We start from the raw sequence: 20,410 nt of genomic DNA on the forward strand, positions 1-20,410 counted from the left end.
CTGTTGGTTAAAATATGGTATAATCCACGACCAATTTTATTTTTTAATTTAATCATCGGAGATATAAATGACGAGTAGTATAAACAAACGTTCGGTAATGACTCTTTTTTCGGATAAAAACGATATTTACAGCCACCAAGTGCGTATTGTATTGGCAGAAAAAGGGGTGCCTTATGAAATAGAGAACGTTATGCTAGGCAGTATTTCTGAAGATTTATTAGAATTGAATCCTTACGGTAATATTCCTACATTGGTTGATCGTGAATTAGTGCTGTTTAACCCTCGTATTATTATGGAATATTTAGATGAGCGTTTCCCTCACCCACCATTAATGCCTGTGTACCCGGTTTCTCGTGGTCAGTGCCGTTTAAATATGTATCGCATTGAACAAGATTGGTATTCACAAATTGATATTGTGAATAAAGATCCTGAATCAGCAGAAGGCAAGAAAGCGTTAGCACAGCTTAAAGAAGATGTGTTGGCATTAGCCCCAATTTTTGCGGCTAAACCTTATTTTATGAGCGATGATTTCAGCTTGGTTGATTGCTATATTGCACCGTTATTATGGCGTATGCAAATCTTAGGGGTTAAATTCAGCGGCGCAACGGCAAAACCAATCAATGCGTATATGACCCGTGTATTCCAACGTGATAGTTTTATCCAGTCTGTTGGCGGCGAAGCGCCAAAACATTTAATGGACGATAAAGACTAATGAAACCATTAAGACCTTATCTTTATAATGCCTACTATAACTGGATTATTGATAGCGATAGCACGCCTTACTTATTAGTGAATGCGGAATTTCCAGATGTTGATGTGCCGGTAGAGTTTGTCAAAGAAGGGAAGATTATTTTAAATATTTCGCCTCGTTCCATCGGGCAGTATATTGTGGCTGATGAATACATTAGCTTTAGCGCTCGTTTTCAGGGAATGTTAAGAGATATTTATATTCCTTTTGGGGCAATGGTGGCGATTTATGCGCAAGAAACCGGTGATGGTATTATGTTCCAAGAGGAAGCCTATTACAGTGAAGAGGCTTATCAAGCTAGAGTTAGAGCAGAGGAGCAGCCTAAAAAACTCAAGGCGAAGAAAACATCTACCTTAAAGTTAGTGAAATAAGAGATCTATTTCATCAAAACGCATTACAAGCGGTTAAATTTTTCTGATTATTTGCAAATATCAGTCAAAATTTAACCGCTTGTTTGTTTTGTGACGGAAATCATCAAATTCCACTTGCACTCTGACTAAAAATTGCTTATCTTTGTTTTGTGTTTGTACTGTTGTGATAGTACAGTAATAATATTAAGGAGAGAAAATGAAATTCCATAAAACCTTATTAGTGACGTTGTTAAGTTCACTTTCTGTAGCGGCATTAGCTCAAGATAAAATTCAAAATGTAGCAATTACGGCGATTGTTGAACACCCAGCATTAGATTCAATTCGTAAAGGTGTGGTTGAAGAATTAGCCCGAGAAGGGTTTGTTGATGGTAAAAACATTAAGATCGACTATCAGTCTGCACAGGGTAGTACCGCCACTGCAGCACAAATTGCGCGTAAATTTGTTGGGGATAAAGCAGATATTATTATCCCGATTACGACACCTTCGGCACAACCTGTCGTTGCTGCAACACGTTCTATTCCAATTGTGTTTTCAGGCGTAACTGATCCGGTTGCTGCAAAATTGGTAAAATCTTGGGAGCCAAGTGGCACTAACGTGACTGGGATTTCAGACCACAAATCGATCGCTCCACAAGTGAAATTAATTCAAACATTAGTACCTGATTTGAAAGCAGTTGGCTATGTTTATAGTGCAGGGGAAGTTAATTCTGCGATTGTGTTAGACGAATTAAAACAAGAGGCTCAAAAACAGGGCTTTACTATAGTGCCGGTTGCTGTTCAACGCAGTGCCGATATTGGCACTGCTGCTCGCAGCCTAAACGGAAAAGTGCAGGCTATTTATATTTCTGAAGATAATGCAGTTGTTTCGGCTTATGAGGCCTTACATAAAGCGGCTTTGGAAGCAAAAATTCCGGTGATTGCTGCTGACCGTGATACAGTACAACGTGGTGCAGTGGCAGCTTATGCGGTTAATCAATATGATATTGGTGTGGCAACCGGTAAAGTTGCTGCTCGTGTATTAAAAGGGGAAAAAGCAGGGACAATTCCAACCCAAGAAGTCAGCAAATTAGAGCTTTCAATTAATACTAAAACGGCAAAAGAATTGGGCATTACTATACCAGAGGTATTAATCAAAGAAGCTAAACAAACTTTTTAGTGTAAAAAATAAAAATTTGTTTTATTTGTCATAATCTTGTAGAGTAAAAATTCATTTCAACTCAGCTAAGGAGAATATTATGGGATGGATTGCTGCAATTATTGTTGGCGCTATAATTGGTTGGATAGCTTCGGCTGTAATGAAAAGTGAAGGCGGACTTTGCAAAAATATTATTATTGGTATTGTTGGTTCATCACTTGGACGCTGGATATTTGGTGATGTATTAGGTATTGGTTCCGCTTATAGTGCTGGAGACTTTAATATAGTCAGTATCTTTTTTGGTGTATTAGGTGCAGCTCTTTTGATTTTCATTTTGAGAAAATTAAGCATAATTAACTAATTTCGTATTTCAGAAAGGAAGCAGTTGTTTTATAACTGCTTCTTTTTTGTTAAATATACTCTTTTTGCTCTTGCATCAGTTGTGAGAAAAAATCAATTAGGATTCGCACTTTAGGAGAGAGATAACGACGGTTTGGATAGAGTAAGCTGATTTGTAAAGGTTCCTGTGTCAAAAAAGGCATAATAGGAATCAACTCTCCGTTTTTTAGCTCGTGTTTTATTAAAAACTTTGGAATGTTAATGATGCCCAAACCAGCTTTTGCCATCTGTACTAACGCATAACCATTGTTACTGTAAATTTTACCTTGTGGTTTAATTTGCATTTTTTGTCCTTGTTGAGAAAATTGCCATTGAGGATGGTATTCATAGAGTAGGCAGTCTTGTTCCACTAATGCTTCTAAGCTTTTAGGTTCGCCAAATCGAGCTAAATAATCTGGAGAAGCAACTAAAACCAAATGGGAATCTGCAATTTTTTTCGCCACAATGGAACTATCTGCAAGGCTACCAATACGCAGCACCAAATCAAAGCCTTCTGCAATCACATCTACCCGACGGTCGCTAAATTCAATATGAAGGGCTAAATTAGGGTAATCTTCCATAAATTTCCCAAGGTAAGGGGCAATAAAGCGAGAGCCAAAATCCATTGGTACAGACATTGTTATTTTCCCTTGTAGTGTTGAGTTAATATTACTTACGCTGGCATCAGCCTCTTTTAGTTCATTTAAAATAGGCAAGCATTGCTGATAGTAGAGCAACCCTGCCTCAGTTGGCGTAATTTTTCGAGTGGTTCGTTGTAGTAAACGCACATTGAGATGTTCTTCTAACTGAGCCACTAATTTACTTGCCATTGGTAACGAAATTTGAGCTTGTTGTGCTGCTTGAGTGAAACTTTGGGTTTCAATTACTTTACAAAATAAACTGATTGCGTTTAGTTTATCCATTTTCTCTCTTCTTTATATTGTAATTTGTGTTAAGGCTTGCTATCGTAAAAATAGTGTCTAAAAAAATCAACTTAAAAAGAAATAATTTCAAACAATTTAAAATAATTATTAAAAATTAGGTAATAAATCATGGGAAAATCACTAGTTATTGTGGAGTCTCCGGCTAAGGCAAAAAAAATTAACCAATATCTTGGTAGTAATTATGTGGTGAAATCGAGTGTGGGGCATATTCGAGATTTGCCGAAAAGCGGTAGTGATGAAAAAACGGAAAAAGCAAAGCCAATTTCAACTAAAGGAATGAGTGCTGAGCAAAAAGCGAAAATTAAGGCAGAAAAAGAACGTGTTGCGCTAGTTAAGCGTATGGGAATCGACCCATATAACGGCTGGAAAGCAAATTATCAGATTATGCCAGATAAAGAGAAAGTGGTTTCTGAGCTAAAATCGTTGGCAAAAAAAGCGGATCATATCTATCTGGCAACCGACTTGGATAGAGAGGGAGAAGCGATTGCGTGGCATTTGCGTGAAATCATCGGTGGTGATGACAGTCGTTTTAGCCGAGTGGTATTTAATGAAATCACCAAAGATGCGATCAAAAAAGCCTTTGATGATCCGCAGCCGCTCAATATTGATCGTGTAAATTCCCAGCAAACCCGCCGCTTTTTAGACCGTGTAGTGGGCTTTATGGTGTCGCCATTATTATGGAAAAAAGTAGCTCGTGGTTTATCGGCAGGGCGTGTGCAATCGGTTGCCGTAAAATTACTGGTTGAGCGTGAGCGTGAAATCAAGGCGTTCCAAAGCGAGGAGTTTTGGACTATTCTTGCCAATACGCAAATTAATCGTAAAAAACTACCGCTTGAATTAACCACTTATAAAGGTAAAAAATTCTCGGCAAGCAATGAGGCTGAAGCAAATGTTGCAGTACGTGCTTTGGAGCAGAGCGATTTTATTGTTTCTAATATTGAAGCCAAAGAAACCAGCTCTCGTGCTTCAGCACCTTTTATTACTTCATCGTTACAACGTGCCGCCAGCACCCGTTTAGGCTTTGGAGTGAAAAAGACGATGATGTTAGCTCAACGGTTGTATGAAGCGGGTTACATCACCTATATGCGTACCGATTCAACCAACCTTAGCCGTGAGGCATTGGCAATGGCTCGAGGCTATATTCAAGAGAACTTCGGGGCAAATTATTTGCCGGAAAAAGCAAATGTGTATCGCAGTAAAGATAATGCCCAAGAAGCTCACGAAGCTATTCGTCCGTCGGATGTGAATGTCAAAATGGCAGACTTAAAAGCAATGGATAAAGATGCCGAGCGTTTATACGATTTGATTTGGCGTCGTTTCTTGGCGTGTCAAATGTTGCCTGCTCGTTATGATTCTACCGCAGTAACAGTGTTTGCCGGAGACTATGAGCTAAAAGCAAACGGGCGTGTGATGCGTTTTGACGGCTGGACGAAAGTGCTACCGGTGCAAGGCAAAAATCCGGAAGATCAGGAGTTACCGGCGGTTGAACTGCATCAAAAATTGATGCTTGATGAAGTTTTGCCAAGTCAGCATTTTACTAAACCGCCTGCACGTTTTAATGAGGCGTCTTTGGTTGCTGAGTTAGAAGAGCGAAAAATTGGTCGCCCTTCAACCTATGCTTCAATTATTTCGACGATTCAAGAGCGTGGCTATGTGCGTACCGAAAACAAACGTTTTTATGTGGAAAAAATTGGTGAGGTAGTAACAGATCGTCTCAACGAATCGTTCAAAGATTTGATGAATTATGATTTCACCGCCAATATGGAAGAGGTGCTCGACCAAATTGCAGAAGGCAATAAAAATTGGAAAGAAGAGTTGAATACCTTCTTCAAACATTTCTCTGAAGAGCTGAGCCAAGCTGAATTAGATGAGCTGGAAGGCGGGATGAAACCAAACAGCCTTGTGCCAACCGATATTGATTGCCCGACTTGTGGGCGAAAGATGGCAATTCGTACTGCCTCCACTGGAGTATTTTTAGGTTGTACCGGTTATGCTTTACCACCAAAAGAGCGTTGCAAAACCACAATGAATTTAATTCCAGAGGCGGAATTTTTCAATGTATTGGATTCAGATTCTGAAACCAAAGCTCTAATGGCTCGTAAGCGTTGCCCGAAATGCGATTCGGCAATGGATAGCTATGTGATTGATGCCGAACGTAAATTACACGTTTGCGGTAATAATCCAAATTGTGATGGACATATTATTGAACAAGGCTCATTCAAAATTAAAGGCTATGACGGGCCGGTGGTGGAATGCGATAAATGTGGTTCAGATATGCACTTAAAACTTGGGCGTTTTGGTAAATATATGGGCTGTACAAATTGCGATAACACCCGTAAAATTCTGAAAAATGGGGAAGTTGCTCCGCCAAAAGAAGATCCTATTGCTTTCCCGGAATTAAAATGTGAAAAAGCTGATGCCTATTTTGTATTAAGAGACGGAGCAAGCGGTGTCTTTATGTCGGCTCATAACTTCCCGAAAGTGCGTGAAAGCCGTGCGCCCAAAGTAGCAGAACTGGCACAATATCGTGAACGTTTACCGGAGAAATTGCAGTATCTTGCCGATGCTCCGCAGCAAGATCCGGAAGGAAATGAGGCTATTATCCGTTTTAGTCGTAAAGAGAAACGTCAATATGTGACTTCTGAGAAAAACGGCAAAGCCACCAAATGGATTGTTGATTATCTAGATGGTAAATGGGTTGAGCGTAAGAAATAAAGCTTAAAAGACAAGCGGTAAAATTTTCTAAAAATTTTACCGCTTGCTTTTATATGTTCTGAGCGAGTAGTTCATCAATTGCTTTACTTAATTTATTGCGATCGTGTCGGTAATAAACGTCATTCGCAGATAAGTTTTTTCGCAAGATTTGAATATGTTCGGGAAGTTCAGAACCTTCATCATCAGTCGTAATTACCGCATTAATTCTAGCCTGTCCGATACAGTTCTCCATCCATTCAATTCGCTGATTAAGTGATAGTTGCCCAGCTGGACCATGTTCTTGTCCGATATTATCAATAAAAATGACTTTAGCTTGGCTTTTGGTAATCGCTTGTGCCAGTTCGGAAACTAATAAATTCGGCATAATACTGGTAAAAAAGCTACCTGGGCCTAGCAGTATTAACTCAGCACTTTGAATAGCTGAAATGGCTTCCGGTGTAGCAACAACTATAGTATCTAACGCTAAATGTTGTGGTGTTTCTGCTAAAGAGTCAATTTGCACTTCACCAAATACTGATTCGCCTGAATGCAACTGTGCAATTAAATGCACCGGTGTTTCAGACATTGGGATAAGTTGCGATCTTACGTGCAATAATTCTCGCACTAAATTAATCCCTTCTAGCGGTCGGATTTGCATATTTTCAAGGGCGGTGAGAATTAAATTGCCTAGATTATGTCCAGCGAGTTCGCCTGTGCCAGCAAAACGATACTCAAACAACCGAGAAGCTATCGTTGGTTTAACGATAATTTGATTTAAACAGTTGCGTAAATCTCCCCAAGCAATCACCCCTTGTTGTGAACGTATTCTACCGGTTGAGCCTCCATTATCGGTAGTGGCAACAATGCCGGTAAGCCGTTCCTTTAAAAAAGAGAGTGCGGAGAGCAATCGACCTAAGCCGTGGCCCCCACCTAGTGCAACAACTGCATTGAGTTGGTTTAAATAGTGATGTCGGGTAGGTTTAAAAGGAAGAATATCTGTATTTTCCATCTCTATGGGTAATTTCGTTTATTTTTCTAAAATAATGGCATCTGACTGGGCTGAAGGTAATGCTTGTAATACAGCTTTAACCAAAGTCGCTAAAGGAATCGCAAAAAACACTCCCCAAAAGCCCCATAAACCACCAAAGATGAGTACGGCAATAATAATTGTCAGAGGGTGTAGATTTACTGCTTCAGAAAATAAAAAGGGTACGAGTAAATTTCCGTCTAGCAACTGACTAATAATAAATGCGAGCATTAAATAGTAGAAATCCGGCGATAACCCGAACTGGAATAGAGCAATTAACATTACCGGAATGCTGACTAAAACCGCACCGATGTAGGGAACTAACACTGAAATCCCTACCGCTACAGAAAGTAGTAACGGATAGCGTAAATCAAAAAAGAGGAAAATAATATAAGTGACAACCCCAACAATTAGAATTTCTAAAAATTTACCTCGAATATAGTTGGCAATTTGTTGTTGCATTTCAAACCATACTCGTGTTGCAAGTCGACGGTTTTGCGGTAATACTTTACTAAAAGAACGCATTAAAACGATTTTATCTTTCAGTAAGAAAAAGACCATGAGTGGGACTAAGAAGGTGTAAATGCCTAAGCCAACTAAGCTGATGATAGAGTTGATCGAGAGTGTTAGAAGTGATTCTCCCATACGTAAAATATTACTTTTAGCGGTATTCACAATGGAATCTAGGGTCGCATAATCTACTAATTCAGGGTAATGCTCCGGTAGGGCTTGTAACCAAGCATTGAGCAGATTAAACATCGAAGGTAAATCTTGAATAAAGGTAACTGCTTGATTCCAAAGGCTTGGTAATAGCACTACGCCTAAAAAAGACAATAAAGCGATGAAACCTCCTAACACTAGAATGACACTCAAAGTACGAGGTAATTTGAGTTTGCTCGACAAAAAACGGATTGGCCATTCCAATAAATAGGCAAACACAAGTGCAACCAGAAGGGGCATAAGCAGATCGCTAAAAAAATAGATAATGCCGAAACCGATCAATAGAATACTAAACAGCACAACTATTTGGGGGTCGGTAAATTTTTTTCGATACCAATCTTGCAACATTTGAAACATATGGCGTGCCTTAGATTATGCGATGAAAATTATTTCTGGCTACAGACTGCAATGAACCCTAGCTTTTTGTCCGGATCATTAAACAGTTTGTACATTTTATTAAAGGTTTCGCGATTTTCCGGCTTTAATGCATTGCCGATAATTTTCATAGCACCTAAAACACCTTCATCATGAATCAGACCTTTAGGGGAAAGCAGGGACATTTCTCCGGAAAAGGTATCGACATTACGGAAACCACAACGTTGGAATAATGATTTCCAGTCTGCTTTAGAGAGAGGGGATACAGTGATTTTAATAGCATCACGTAATTCAGCTAACAAGGGAGCAGTGTCTTCACTATGGATAACAATATCGTGCGTTAATAAAAAACCGTTTGGTTTTAATACACGAAAATATTCACGTATTGCCTTTTCTTTCGCTTCTAGAGGAAGCATTGTCAGCATGGCTTCATTAATTACAATATCAAAACTTTCGTCTTCAAATGGCAGTTTTGTTGCGTTGGCGCGCTGTACTTGAATTAAGTGCTCAACATGGTTTTCTTTAATATTTTTACGTGCTTTTTCAAGTGCATCTTCATCTAAATCAATACCAACAATTTGGCATTCAAATTGTTGAGCTAATTGGATTGCAGTAGTCCCCATGTTGCAGGCAACTTCGAGCACTTTTTTATTTTTATCAAAATCCCCGTTTGCAATTAACCAATCGGTTGCTAATTTACCACCCGGGCGTAAACGAGTTTTGCCTAAACGAGCTAAAAAATGATGACCAACTTCTTCTTTTTTCATAAAAACCTCTGGATTTGCAAAATACGTTAAATATATGACCGCTTGTATTGTGATCTATGTTCGTTATTATACTCAATTTTTTCATTTTCTTATATACAACATCAACAGATTTTGCCAGAATACAACCTCATTTTGATATGAGGAAAATAGAATGAGTAAGCAAAAGAATGATTACCTCCACCAGCGAGGTCAAATTAAAGAAAGTGCAGTAAAAGCATTAGTGACTGATCCACTTTTTAGACAGCGTGTAGAAAGAAATCGCAAAGGGAAAGGGAGCTATCGCAGACAAGAAAAACACAAAAAAACTCTCTATGGGCAAAAATAAACCCCATTTAAAAATATTCGGTTAGAGTCTTTTTAAATGGGGTTTTATTTGTAGTTTATTGTAGTTTTATAAGCCTGATAAACACTATGGTTTACTGAAATAGGCCAACAACGGTTCTGGATTTTGAATATAAGAAGAAAGTTCTTTATGCTCTGGGTGACCCATATAGGGAATTTGCCCAAGTAAAGGCGCATTAATTTTTTGTGTCAGTAGTTCAATTAATTCGTGATAATGCCGTAGCCCTGGATTTACTCTGTTTGCGACCCAACCTACTAATTTTACACTACGCTGCAAAATTTCATTCGCAGTAAGTAGTGCATGGTTAACACAACCTTCCTTAATTCCCACCACTAAAACAACCGGCATATTGTTTTGCATTACCCAATCAGCAAAATAGTAATCCTTGTTAATAGGAGTTAGCCAGCCATAGGTTCCTTCTACGACAACATTTGGATAGGCATTTTCTAGTCGTTTTAAATCTGTGTTTAATTTTTCCAGTTGAATATGATGAACTGCATCTAAAGCTGCAAATACAGGGGTACTGGAATGAATAAAAGTATAGCTATTAATATCACGATAGCTAACATTAGTTGGACAGCTGTCTAGTATGGTTAATACGTCTGAATTATCTTCAGTAGCATAATCATATTGAGTAGGTTCTGTGGGTAATGAATCATCACCGCCACAAGCAATGGGTTTATAGCCAATTACAGGAAAACTATGTTTTGTAAGTGTCTGTATGATGGCTCGGGTAACCACAGTTTTCCCTACGTTGGTGTCTGTTCCGGTAATAAATAATGAGGGCATAAATGGCTCCTTTCGAAAATATGGCTGGTAGTTTAACCAAAAATAGATCAATTTATTCTGTCTTTGATCAAATTTCCGTCATAAATTCCTTGTTTTATTGCTGAACAGGCAATTAATGGACTATTCCAATCGTATTGACTGGTAACTAAATCGATTTTTAGGTTTATTTGTAACAAATTATCATGCAATTTTTCCGAAATTTGCGTAAATAACGGCTCTTTTATTTTGATCAATGGTGAGTTTAGCATAATTTTCTCACTAGAGAATATATTAACTAAATTCATTAATGCATAAGCTAAATTATCGGTAATATGCGATAAAATAGCTAATGCAAGCGGTTGATTTTCATCAATTTTTTGACAAAGCCAGCTGATTTTCTGTTCCTGACTTTTTAAATTATTAGGCAAATAACGATCAATGAGTCTCACAATAGCTGGGAACGTCACCTGATTGACTAATTTATAGCGATGAATTTCATCTAATTCAGGGAATATTTCATCACTGAGATGGCTAAATCTAGGCATAAGCATATTATCAACATTCATCTTTGATTGTTTAGACAGCAAACTACCGCTAAGTAATACACTTAGATTCACGGTATCATCTAATTGTAGAAAAATGGCATTATCTTGGTTAATTAATGAACCAACAGTGGATTCTGCAAGCAACCACAGCTGAAAATGTTCACTTAATAAAATAGGACAATGAAACAGCGGCGAGAGTTTAGATGTAATGTTACAGAATATATTTTTGTTTCCCAATTGAGTAATACTGTCTTTTTCTGCATTAATTTTACCGATCACACTAATAGATACAGCCAGGAGCTGACTAGTATTGACACAATATAGTTGGCGGAAATTTGTAATAAAGTTAAGAATAAAATCATTTAGCCTAGGATAATTTTCTGCTGAGATCGTATAATCTTGTTTATAAATTTCTGCACCATTGAGTTTACAAAGTGAAATTTCAATTTTATGAGATGAAACAGTAACACAAAGTAGTTGCCAAAAAAAATTAGAAACAGCTAATCCAACGGAGGGGCGACCTCTGGATAAAGTAGTCTGAACCGTACGTTCTAAAATGAAGTGGTTATCTATTAGTATTTTAGTCAGATTTGTTACTGAAGCTGGGGCTAACCCCGATAGTTTAGCTAAATCTGTTCTTGAAATGAGTTCAAATTGCTCAATTAAATGGTATATTTTACCCAAATGAAGGGCTTTGTTGTCAGAAAACATTTAAAATCCTTATGTTAGAATTTTTAGATGACAATTATTTTTTGATATGAAAAAAATAACAATCTTTTTTTGTTTATAATGAGAGACAGATCACATAATTATTTTTTACGTTTAAATATTTCAGGAAAAGTATATGGAGTCTTTGATTCACTACCAATGGGTTGAAACAAATGAGCAATTAGAGGCCGTATGTGAACAGGCCAGAAAAACAAAAGTAGTTGCCTTAGATACAGAGTTTATCCGTACACGTACCTATTATCCGATATTGGGTTTAATTCAACTCTTTGATGGCCAACAGGTTAGCCTTATTGATCCAAATACGATTTCTGACTTCTCGCCTTTTGTGTCATTATTAGCCGATAAAAATATCATAAAAGTATTACATGCCTGTAGTGAGGATTTAGAAGTTTTTGAGTATCAATTTAAGCAATTGCCAGAGCCGATGTTGGATACTCAGGTGATGGCAGCCTTTGCCGGCATTGGTATTTCGATGGGGTTTGCAAAATTGGTTTCATACTACTTAAATATTGAACTAGACAAAGGCGCTTCCCGAACCGATTGGCTTGCCAGACCGCTAAGCGCTGAACAATTACAATATGCGGCAGCTGATGTTTGGTATTTATTGCCAGTTTATGAGAAATTGGCACAAGCATTAACAAAAAGCACTTGGCAAAGTGCTGTAGCAGAGGAGTGTGTCGCTTTGTTGAAGAAAGCGAAACAGCCTATCAATAAGGAAAAAGCCTATAAAAATATTGCCAATGCTTGGCGATTGAATCGGGAAGAGTTAGCCATATTACAAATATTAGCGAAATGGCGGATTGAAGAAGCACAAAAGCGCAATCTTGCCTTAAATTTTGTCGTGAAGGAGGCAAGTTTAGTTCAAATCGCAAAAAGCTGTCCTAAACACACTTCTTCGTTGTTAGAATTTATGCACCCAAATGAAGTCAGAATTCACGGAAAAAAAATACTATGGTTGGTTGAGCAAGGAAAAGCAATAGAATCGAATGATTATCCTGAACTCATTCAGCGCTTGGTGGATGAAAAGGGTTATAAATATTATATGCAAGCGATGTTGCAAAAATTATTAGAAATTCAACCGCTTGATATCGTACCGGAATTGGTTGCAAGTAAACGCCAATTAAATCAGCTATTTAAATGGTATATTGATGGAAAATCATCAGAAAAAATTCCTGAATTATTAATCGGTTGGCGAAAACCTTTTGGTGAACAGTTGCTATCGGTTTTATCTTAAATTTCATTCGGGTTACATAGACTATTACAGTATAATTGCCTAAAAAGGAGCTTATATGGAAAATAAAAAACCACCAAAAGCATTAGATGCGATTGATTTAAAAATCTTAAACGAGCTACAACGTAACGGGAAAATTTCTAATATTGAATTATCAAAGCGAGTTGGGCTTTCTCCAACGCCTTGCTTAGAACGGGTAAAACGGTTAGAAAAAAATAACGTAATTATGGGCTATAAAGCTTTACTTAACCCTGAATTACTCGATGCCCCTTTACTGGTGATTGTTGAAATTACTTTGGTGCGTGGTAAGCCTGATGTATTTGAGGAATTTAATAAAGCGATTCAACAACTTGATGAAATTCAAGAATGCCACCTGGTATCGGGGGATTTTGATTATCTGTTAAAAACCCGTGTGGCGGATATGGCATCGTACCGTAAGTTATTAGGCACAACATTGCTTCGTTTGCCCGGCGTAAATGACACTCGAACCTATGTGGTGATGGAAGAAGTGAAACAAACCAACTATTTGTTGTTAAAGTAAGGAGAATTGGGTGATTGAACAACTTAAACCACACCTAAAAGGCAAAGAGAACTTGATCAAACTTATGCTTTTGTTGACCGGCTTTTTGGGCGTTTATTTGCTAATTGCTTGGGCAAGTTATAGTCCATTAGATAATGCTTGGTCTGTTGCAAGCAGCATTACACAAACAACCTTGAATAAAACAGGTCACTTTGGTGCTTGGAGTATTGATATGCTCTATGCAATGTTTGGTAAGGTTGCAGTTTTAGTACCTATTGCATTAATTATTTTCTCAATTTATAGCTTAGGAATGGGTTTAAGTGCCGATATGAAATGGAAAACTGTCTTCATTCGCCTAGCCAGTTTCTTATTATTAATGATCGGTCTTGCCGGGTTATTTAGCGTGCTTTTTTCAAACTCAGCTTATTATCTGTCGGGGGGCTTTGTTGGTGGAGTTTGGAAGACAATATTATTTGATACTATCGGGCAATTTGGTGCCTTACTGATTGCAATGCTTTTTACCGTAGCCGGCTTATATTTTTGCTCTGTTCAATCATTATTGCCAATATTAACGCAATTTTATGAGTGGATAATGGCAAAATCAGAGGAGAGTAAAACAGCTGAATCTCTTCAGCATTTGCAAAATACTGAGCAAAAACAACCGCTTGTAACTGAAAATGAGACGGTGGAAGTTGCAGATGATCATAAACCGCAATTTACCGATATCTCCGCCTTTAAACGCCCAAACATTAGTGGTTTAAGACACTCGGAAAATGTAGAGATAGATAACCGAGAAATGTATGAAATTGAAAGAGATCTTGAGCTACCGACTATTAATATTTTGACGCAGCCTGATATGGTTAACCAAGTTGCGGAACAAGCTACATCGGGCTATGAGTTACCAAACGAAGAATCCAATGTACTGCAAATGCCGACCATTCGCTTAAATACCGCTATTGAAAACGAGGTGGACACAATCGAAAATAGTTCATCATTGGAAGACCTGAAAATAGCAGAATCTATGTTACCTCAAATTCAGCTTGATAATGATATTGAAGATGCTGAAGAAGCTATTGACGATGTGCGTGAAATTACACCGGAATTTATGGTAACGCCGCCCAAGGCGATGAAAGATGTGTCTGAGCAGCCAGCCTATCCAAAAGGCTATGGTGATACGTTAATTCACCCGTTGTTACAACGAAAAGTGATAACCGAAAAACCGACAACACCGTTGCCAACGCTAGATTTGTTGGATAAAGCACCGATTCAAAGCCAGCAAATTACCGAACAGGAAATACGAGAAACCTCTGTGCGGCTAGAAGCAGAATTAGCAAACTTTGGCGTAAAAGCTACCGTTGAAGATGTATTGGTCGGTCCGGTAGTGACCCGTTATGAAATCCAACCGGCTGCCGGGGTAAAAGCCTCCAAAATTACCAATTTAGCGAGCGATATCGCTCGTGGCTTAATGTTTAAAGCGATTAGGATTACTGAAGTTATCCCAAATAAACCTTATATGGGTATTGAAACTCCGAATAAACACCGTGAAACAGTGTGGTTGCGTGATGTGCTAGACAGCGATGAATTCCGCAATACCACTGCAACATTGCCAATGGCACTAGGTAAAGACATCAGTGGTGAGCCTGTGGTGGTCGATATGGCGAAAATGCCACACTTACTGGTGGCAGGGCAGACCGGTGGGGGTAAATCGGTTGGGGTGAATACGATGATCTTAAGCTTGTTGTTCAAACTTACACCAGAACAAGTCCGCTTTATTATGATTGACCCTAAAGTGGTGGAGCTTTCCATTTATAACGATATTCCTCACTTATTAACGCCGGTAGTAACCGATATGAAAAAAGCCGCCAACGCACTACGCTGGGCGGTGGAGGAAATGGAACGCCGTTATTTACTGGTAAGCCATTTACAGGTGCGTAATATTGAAGGCTATAACGCCAAAATCGACCAAGCGGCAGCGATGAATTTGCCGATTCCAGATCCAACGTGGCGACCGGGCGATTCAATGGATAGCCTTCCGCCTCCGCTACAAAAATTAAGCTATATTGTGCTGATTGTCGATGAGTTTGCGGATTTAATGATGTCTGCCGGTAAAGAAGTGGAAGAGTACATTATGCGAATTGCTCAAAAAGCCCGAGCGGTAGGAATTCACTTAATTCTTGCTACCCAACGTCCGTCAACAGATGTGATTACAGGCGTGATTAAAGCCAATATTCCAAGCCGGATTGCGTTTACAGTAGCGAGCCAAATTGACTCAAGAACTATTTTAGATTCAGGTGGGGCAGAGGCGTTATTAGGGCGAGGCGATATGCTCTATTCAGGAGCTGGCAGCCCGGATATTATTCGGATACACGGTGCGTTTATGAAAGACGAAGAAGTGCAACGCGTGGCGGATAATTGGCGGGCAAGAGGAAAACCAAACTACTTGGAAAGCATTGTGGAATCCCGCTCGGAAGAGGCTGATGGCAAAAACGATGGCGGAACGGGCGATTTAGATCCGCTATTTGATGAGGTTGTTGAATATATCACGGAAACCGGTTCGGTCTCTATCAGTAATATTCAACGCCGCTTCTCGCTTGGTTTTAACCGTGCGGCTAGAATTGTGGATCAAATGGAAGCTCAAGGCATTGTTTCTGAGCCACTTAAAGGTGGCAAACGAGAAGTGCTGGCGAGGTAAAACACATACAAGCGGTTAGATTTCTGTGAAATTTTGCAAATTTTGACAAAAATCTAACCGCTTGTATTTATCTAATGCTAAATAAGCATAGTATAAGGCTAGTCTTTGGGCTAAAATTAACGCAATTTCTACATCTTTTAAGGTTGAATATATGCGATTAGATGATTTAAGACGCAGTAAAAACGTAGAAGACAGAAGAGCAAGTGGTTCAGGCAGAATGTCTGTCGGCAGAGGCAAAGGCGGTATTCTGACTTTTATTATTGTACTGGTGGGTGCTTATTATGGGGTAGATCTCACGGGTTTAATGGGAGGAGGGCAGGAGAGTTACCAACAATCCTCTAGTTTGAACAGTTCGGAAGAAGCAAAACTGGAAGAGTTATCTTCTAAAGTATTAGCCAGCACCGAAGATATTTGGAGTGCTTATTTCAAACAAAATGGACTGAGCTATAAAGATCCAACCTTAGTGCTTTACAGAGGGGCAACCTCAACCGCCTGTGGTACAGGTCAATCGGCAATGGGTCCTTTCTATTGCCCTGTCGATCAAAAGGTTTATTTAGATTTATCATTCTATGATGATATGCGTAAAAAATTAAGAGCATCGGGCGATTTTGCCTTCTCTTACGTGATTGCACACGAGGTTGGCCACCATGTCCAAAATTTATTAGGCATTACCGGTAAAACCCAACGTGCTCAAATGAAAGCCACTTCTAAAGCAGAAGCGAACCAAATTTCGGTTAATGTCGAATTGCAAGCCGACTGTTTTGCAGGTGTGTGGGGACACCAATTAGCAAAAGCCAATCGATTAGAACAAGGCGATGTAGAAGAAGCCTTTAACGCCGCACAAGCGGTGGGCGATGACCGATTACAGCAACAAAGTCGTGGCTATGTCGTGCCGGATAGCTTTACTCACGGCTCATCAGCACAGCGTTTGGCTTGGTTTAGAAAAGGGTTAAGTACAGGGAACCCTGCAGTTTGTAATACATTTAATTAAAAAATAATTAAATTATTTGAAATCTTTTTATTATCGTACTACTATGGTAGTACGATTTTATTTTCATTTTATTTAGAGAGTGAACACAATGTCTTATATCAAGAATGACGATGTCAGAATTACCAGTATTGAAGAATTACTACCACCTATTGCATTACTGGAAGCCTATCCGGCAAGTGATGTGGCAGCAGAAACTGTTGCTAAAACACGTCAATCTATCCACAAAATTTTACACGGTGCGGATGATCGCTTATTAGTGGTGATTGGCCCTTGTTCCATTCACGATCCGAAAGCCGCATTAGAATATGCACAAAAAATTAAAGCAATGCGAGCTAACCCTAAAATTAATCAGAATTTAGAAGTGGTGATGCGTGTCTATTTTGAAAAACCTCGCACTACGGTTGGCTGGAAAGGGCTAATTAATGACCCATATTTAAATGAAAGCTATGCTCTTAATGACGGCTTACGCATTGCCCGTAAAGTGCTTTCGGATATTAATGATCTTAGTGTGCCGGCAGCAGGGGAGTTTTTAGATATGATTACCCCACAATATGTGGCTGACTTTATGAGCTGGGGAGCAATTGGGGCGAGAACGACTGAATCTCAAGTCCACCGTGAATTAGCCTCTGGTTTATCATGTGCGGTAGGTTTTAAAAACGGCACGAATGGTAGTGTGAAAATTGCATTAGATGCAATTTCTTCCGCAAAATCGCCACATCATTTCTTATCGGTCACCAAATTCGGGCATTCTGCAATTGTTTCTACGCAAGGAAACCCAGATTGCCATATTATTTTGCGTGGTGGCGATAGCGCAACCAACTACGATGCTGACTCCGTTGCAGCGGCTTGTGCTGCGATTGAGAAATCCGGCGGACGTCCACACGTGATGATCGATTTCAGCCACGCTAACAGCCAAAAACAGTTCAAACGCCAAATGGACGTTTGTGCTGATGTCTGCAACCAAATCGCAAGCGGTTCAAGCTATATTTCAGGCGTGATGATTGAAAGCCACTTGATTGAAGGTCGCCAAGACTTAATTGAAGGCAAAGGTTTAGAGGCTTTGGTTTACGGACAAAGTATTACAGACGGTTGTATTGGTTGGGAAGATAGCGAAAAAGCGTTATTTGCACTGGCACAAGCGGTCGAAAAACGCCGACAATTTGCAAAATAATCTTTTCATTGAGGGCGAATACAATTCGCCCTTTCTTTGTTTAACCTTAAAGCAAATTCAATTTGTTCAAACTAAAAATATGATGAAATCTACTATTCTTGCTTTAGATACTGCCACAGAGGCTTGCTCTGTAGCGTTACAACATAACGGAAATATTACTTTCTTAGAAGAAATCAGCCCTCGTTCCCATACTCAACGTATTTTGCCGATGGTAGATGAATTACTTAATCAAGCCAATATCGAACTCAAAGAAGTAAATTATTTAGTATTCGGACGTGGACCGGGCAGTTTTACCGGCGTGAGGGTAGGTGTAAGTGTGGCACAAGGGTTGGCAATGGGAGCGAATTTGCCGGTGGTAGCCGTTTCTAACTTAAAAGCAATGGCAGAAGAGGCATATCAAAAATTAGGGGCAACAAAGGTAATTGCCTTAATTGATGCCCGAATGAATGAAGTTTACTTTGCTCAATTTGAACGAAAGGGTGCAGAATGGAATGAAGTAGTGGCTGAACAAGTCTGTTCGCCCGAAGCTGCAATAGGCCAATTTCAAGTAAGTGAAGAGACTGTGGTGGTTGGCACAGGTTGGGCGGCATATTTGCAATTTTCTGAGCAAAATCTACCGCTTGTTATCAGTGATATTACCTTGCCTTCCAGCCGATATATGCTTTCGATTGCTGAAACTGAGATTCAAAAAGGCAATATCCAATCTGCTTTTGAAATAGAACCGGTGTATTTGCGTAATGAAGTTACTTGGGAAAAACTACCTCATAAGCAATAACACTACGCTTTTTGCTAAATAAAGAAGTATTGCAAGAACCCCGTATAACAAGCAATGCCAAATAAGATCATACCTAGTAGCTTCGTGGTTAATTCGGGGCTTAAAATATTGCGCAATTTCATTGAAAAATAGACCGTAAAAAGCGAACTCATTACCACAATGCCGACAATCGCAAAATTCACATAGCCGATTTGCCAAGTTGCTAAGGTTGAATTCAACACAAAAGGGCGGGATAAGTAGCCATATAAATTGCCGATTCCGCCAATCACCATCATATAGTTAGTATAAACTGCAACCTGTTTCGGTGAAACCGAGCGTATTTGCGTGACAATCGGGGCCATAATTGAACCGCCGCCAATGCCGGTAATACCTGCAATTAAACCGCCTAAACTGCACATTGTGGCATTAGATACTGCTTCTTTTGGTTTAGGTGGTACTATTGCTTTAACTCTTGGTTTGTGAAATAGGGTTTTAAATGAAAGTGTCAGCAGGGTTAGAATAAAGATAGCAATAATGCTGTTATCAGAGAAAATAAAACTGAGCTCAAACCCAATTTGTACGCCTAACATCATCGCAAGTGACCAAATCAACACATTTGTTCGATTGATTTTTATCTGTTGATGGTGGAATAAGCATAAATTAATAGTGGCTGAACCAATCACAATGGTAAGAGAGCAGGCGGAAATCACTTGGAGAGGCAGTTCAGGAAACAGTGAATGTAAAATCGGCATCATTAAAACACCCCCGCCAATCCCAAATAGTGCAGAAGTGATATTGACTATGATGCCACAAATGATCAAAATAATTATCACGGTCATTGTCATAATCCATCTCCTAAAGTGTGATAAGTATGCAAAATTTTCTAAATAAAGGATTATGATCGCAATCATATATGGAAAAAATAAAATAATAAGGATAATCAATGAACAATATGCCAACCCCCGAACAATTGATGTCTTGCCAATTAAGTGTAATGTCTGATCTAGAAAAAGGAGTCGTTATTTATTCTCAGGGTTATCACGCCAGAGAATTTTATTTTTTAAAGAGTGGCTTGATAGGGCTATATCATATGCTGGAAAATGGCAAAGAGAGTCTGGTAAGGGTGTATAAAGCCAATGATTATTTTGGGTTCCGAACCTTTTTTGGCGATAATCGCTATCATTGCTCAGCTCGGGTGTTACAGCCGGCAGAATTGATACGAATTACTCCCTTAAATTTTATTGAGTTTTGGGCAAATAATTCTGCCTTAATTATTTCTCTGTTAAAACAACTCTCTACAGAATTACAAGATGCAGAACATCGTTTATCGATGGTGTCCTACCAAAAAACGCAAGAGCGGGTAATGAACAGCATCCATTATTTACATCAACGTTACCCCAATTATCACTGGACTAACCGTGAAATAGCTGAATTTGCAGGTTGTGAAACCGAAACGGCAATTCGGTTACGGCGGGAATTAAAGAAAATCAGTTAAATTGTCATAAAT

The 20,410-nt window shown here is 39.1% G+C and carries 20 protein-coding genes; 13 read left to right on the forward strand and 7 right to left on the reverse strand.

The window, feature by feature from the left end:
- The first annotated feature begins 67 nt into the window (after positions 1-67).
- The 4 genes from sspA to ACJ7Z2_RS07950 all read left to right on the forward strand — a co-directional run bounded on the left by sspA (position 68) and on the right by ACJ7Z2_RS07950 (position 2,615).
- Positions 68-712 (forward strand): stringent starvation protein SspA, encoded by a 645-nt coding sequence (sspA, locus tag ACJ7Z2_RS07935; RefSeq protein ID WP_006249369.1) that lies wholly within the window; start codon positions 68-70, stop codon positions 710-712.
- A complete protein-coding gene (locus ACJ7Z2_RS07940) occupies positions 712-1,119 on the forward strand; it encodes a ClpXP protease specificity-enhancing factor (RefSeq protein ID WP_154704303.1) in 408 nt (135 codons plus the stop codon). The genes sspA and ACJ7Z2_RS07940 overlap by 1 nt, the downstream gene beginning before the upstream one ends.
- Before the next feature lie 196 nt (positions 1,120-1,315).
- Positions 1,316-2,275 (forward strand): ABC transporter substrate-binding protein, encoded by a 960-nt coding sequence (locus ACJ7Z2_RS07945; RefSeq protein ID WP_409499931.1) that lies wholly within the window; start codon positions 1,316-1,318, stop codon positions 2,273-2,275.
- 79 nt (positions 2,276-2,354) lie between these two features.
- On the forward strand, positions 2,355-2,615 hold the full coding sequence (locus ACJ7Z2_RS07950; protein WP_409499932.1) for a GlsB/YeaQ/YmgE family stress response membrane protein: 261 nt from the start codon (positions 2,355-2,357) through the stop codon (positions 2,613-2,615).
- A 49-nt stretch (positions 2,616-2,664) separates the two neighbouring features.
- Here the strand turns inward: ACJ7Z2_RS07950 and ACJ7Z2_RS07955 are convergent, their stop codons facing one another.
- The gene (locus ACJ7Z2_RS07955) at positions 2,665-3,555 is read right to left on the reverse strand and encodes a LysR family transcriptional regulator (RefSeq protein ID WP_409499933.1); all 891 of its coding nucleotides are present in this window, start codon (positions 3,553-3,555) and stop codon (positions 2,665-2,667) included.
- A 129-nt stretch (positions 3,556-3,684) separates the two neighbouring features.
- On the opposite strand from ACJ7Z2_RS07955, the gene topA reads away from it, so the two are divergent.
- Entirely contained in the window at positions 3,685-6,291 is a 2,607-nt protein-coding gene (topA, locus tag ACJ7Z2_RS07960) for a type I DNA topoisomerase (RefSeq protein ID WP_409499934.1), read from the forward strand.
- A gap of 49 nt (positions 6,292-6,340) precedes the next feature.
- Here topA and yvcK read toward each other — a convergent pair whose 3' ends face one another.
- Genes yvcK through ACJ7Z2_RS07975 form a run of 3 tightly spaced genes read right to left on the reverse strand, consistent with a single transcriptional unit; the run spans position 6,341 to position 9,159 of the window.
- A complete protein-coding gene (yvcK, locus tag ACJ7Z2_RS07965; RefSeq protein ID WP_409499935.1) occupies positions 6,341-7,279 on the reverse strand; it encodes a uridine diphosphate-N-acetylglucosamine-binding protein YvcK in 939 nt (312 codons plus the stop codon).
- Positions 7,280-7,297: 18 nt separating this feature from the next.
- Positions 7,298-8,374: an AI-2E family transporter gene (locus ACJ7Z2_RS07970; RefSeq protein WP_409499936.1), complete on the reverse strand. Its 1,077-nt coding sequence runs from the start codon at positions 8,372-8,374 to the stop codon at positions 7,298-7,300.
- Between the two features lie 29 nt (positions 8,375-8,403).
- Positions 8,404-9,159 (reverse strand): class I SAM-dependent methyltransferase, encoded by a 756-nt coding sequence (locus ACJ7Z2_RS07975; RefSeq protein WP_126302073.1) that lies wholly within the window; start codon positions 9,157-9,159, stop codon positions 8,404-8,406.
- A 151-nt stretch (positions 9,160-9,310) separates the two neighbouring features.
- On the opposite strand from ACJ7Z2_RS07975, the gene ACJ7Z2_RS07980 reads away from it, so the two are divergent.
- The gene (locus ACJ7Z2_RS07980) at positions 9,311-9,484 is read left to right on the forward strand and encodes an alternative ribosome-rescue factor A (protein WP_409499937.1); all 174 of its coding nucleotides are present in this window, start codon (positions 9,311-9,313) and stop codon (positions 9,482-9,484) included.
- 84 nt (positions 9,485-9,568) lie between these two features.
- On the opposite strand, the gene bioD is transcribed toward ACJ7Z2_RS07980, so the two are convergent.
- Complete coding sequence (gene bioD, locus ACJ7Z2_RS07985) at positions 9,569-10,291, reverse strand: dethiobiotin synthase (RefSeq protein ID WP_409499938.1); 723 nt, start codon at positions 10,289-10,291, stop codon at positions 9,569-9,571.
- Positions 10,292-10,338: 47 nt separating this feature from the next.
- A complete protein-coding gene (locus ACJ7Z2_RS07990; RefSeq protein WP_154704311.1) occupies positions 10,339-11,526 on the reverse strand; it encodes an ROK family protein in 1,188 nt (395 codons plus the stop codon).
- A gap of 133 nt (positions 11,527-11,659) precedes the next feature.
- On the opposite strand from ACJ7Z2_RS07990, the gene rnd reads away from it, so the two are divergent.
- From rnd to tsaB, 6 genes are all read left to right on the forward strand, one after another.
- Entirely contained in the window at positions 11,660-12,778 is a 1,119-nt protein-coding gene (gene rnd / locus ACJ7Z2_RS07995) for a ribonuclease D (protein WP_409499939.1), read from the forward strand.
- A gap of 55 nt (positions 12,779-12,833) precedes the next feature.
- Positions 12,834-13,316 (forward strand): leucine-responsive transcriptional regulator Lrp, encoded by a 483-nt coding sequence (gene lrp / locus ACJ7Z2_RS08000; protein ID WP_006251058.1) that lies wholly within the window; start codon positions 12,834-12,836, stop codon positions 13,314-13,316.
- A 10-nt stretch (positions 13,317-13,326) separates the two neighbouring features.
- Complete coding sequence (locus ACJ7Z2_RS08005; protein WP_409499940.1) at positions 13,327-15,987, forward strand: DNA translocase FtsK; 2,661 nt, start codon at positions 13,327-13,329, stop codon at positions 15,985-15,987.
- Between the two features lie 151 nt (positions 15,988-16,138).
- Positions 16,139-16,978 (forward strand): neutral zinc metallopeptidase, encoded by an 840-nt coding sequence (locus tag ACJ7Z2_RS08010; protein ID WP_409499941.1) that lies wholly within the window; start codon positions 16,139-16,141, stop codon positions 16,976-16,978.
- A gap of 88 nt (positions 16,979-17,066) precedes the next feature.
- Positions 17,067-18,149: a 3-deoxy-7-phosphoheptulonate synthase AroG gene (gene aroG / locus ACJ7Z2_RS08015; RefSeq protein ID WP_409499942.1), complete on the forward strand. Its 1,083-nt coding sequence runs from the start codon at positions 17,067-17,069 to the stop codon at positions 18,147-18,149.
- 82 nt (positions 18,150-18,231) lie between these two features.
- A complete protein-coding gene (tsaB, locus tag ACJ7Z2_RS08020; RefSeq protein ID WP_409501127.1) occupies positions 18,232-18,924 on the forward strand; it encodes a tRNA (adenosine(37)-N6)-threonylcarbamoyltransferase complex dimerization subunit type 1 TsaB in 693 nt (230 codons plus the stop codon).
- A gap of 14 nt (positions 18,925-18,938) precedes the next feature.
- Here the strand turns inward: tsaB and ACJ7Z2_RS08025 are convergent, their stop codons facing one another.
- Entirely contained in the window at positions 18,939-19,748 is an 810-nt protein-coding gene (locus ACJ7Z2_RS08025; protein WP_409499943.1) for a TSUP family transporter, read from the reverse strand.
- 98 nt (positions 19,749-19,846) lie between these two features.
- On the opposite strand from ACJ7Z2_RS08025, the gene ACJ7Z2_RS08030 reads away from it, so the two are divergent.
- Positions 19,847-20,398, forward strand: coding sequence for a Crp/Fnr family transcriptional regulator (locus ACJ7Z2_RS08030; RefSeq protein ID WP_021279870.1), 552 nt, complete (start codon positions 19,847-19,849; stop codon positions 20,396-20,398).
- The last annotated feature ends 12 nt before the right edge of the window (positions 20,399-20,410 follow it).

Origin of the sequence: Mannheimia glucosida, from assembly GCF_046267875.1 — a bacterium.
In the GTDB taxonomy this organism is placed as follows: domain Bacteria; phylum Pseudomonadota; class Gammaproteobacteria; order Enterobacterales; family Pasteurellaceae; genus Mannheimia; species Mannheimia glucosida.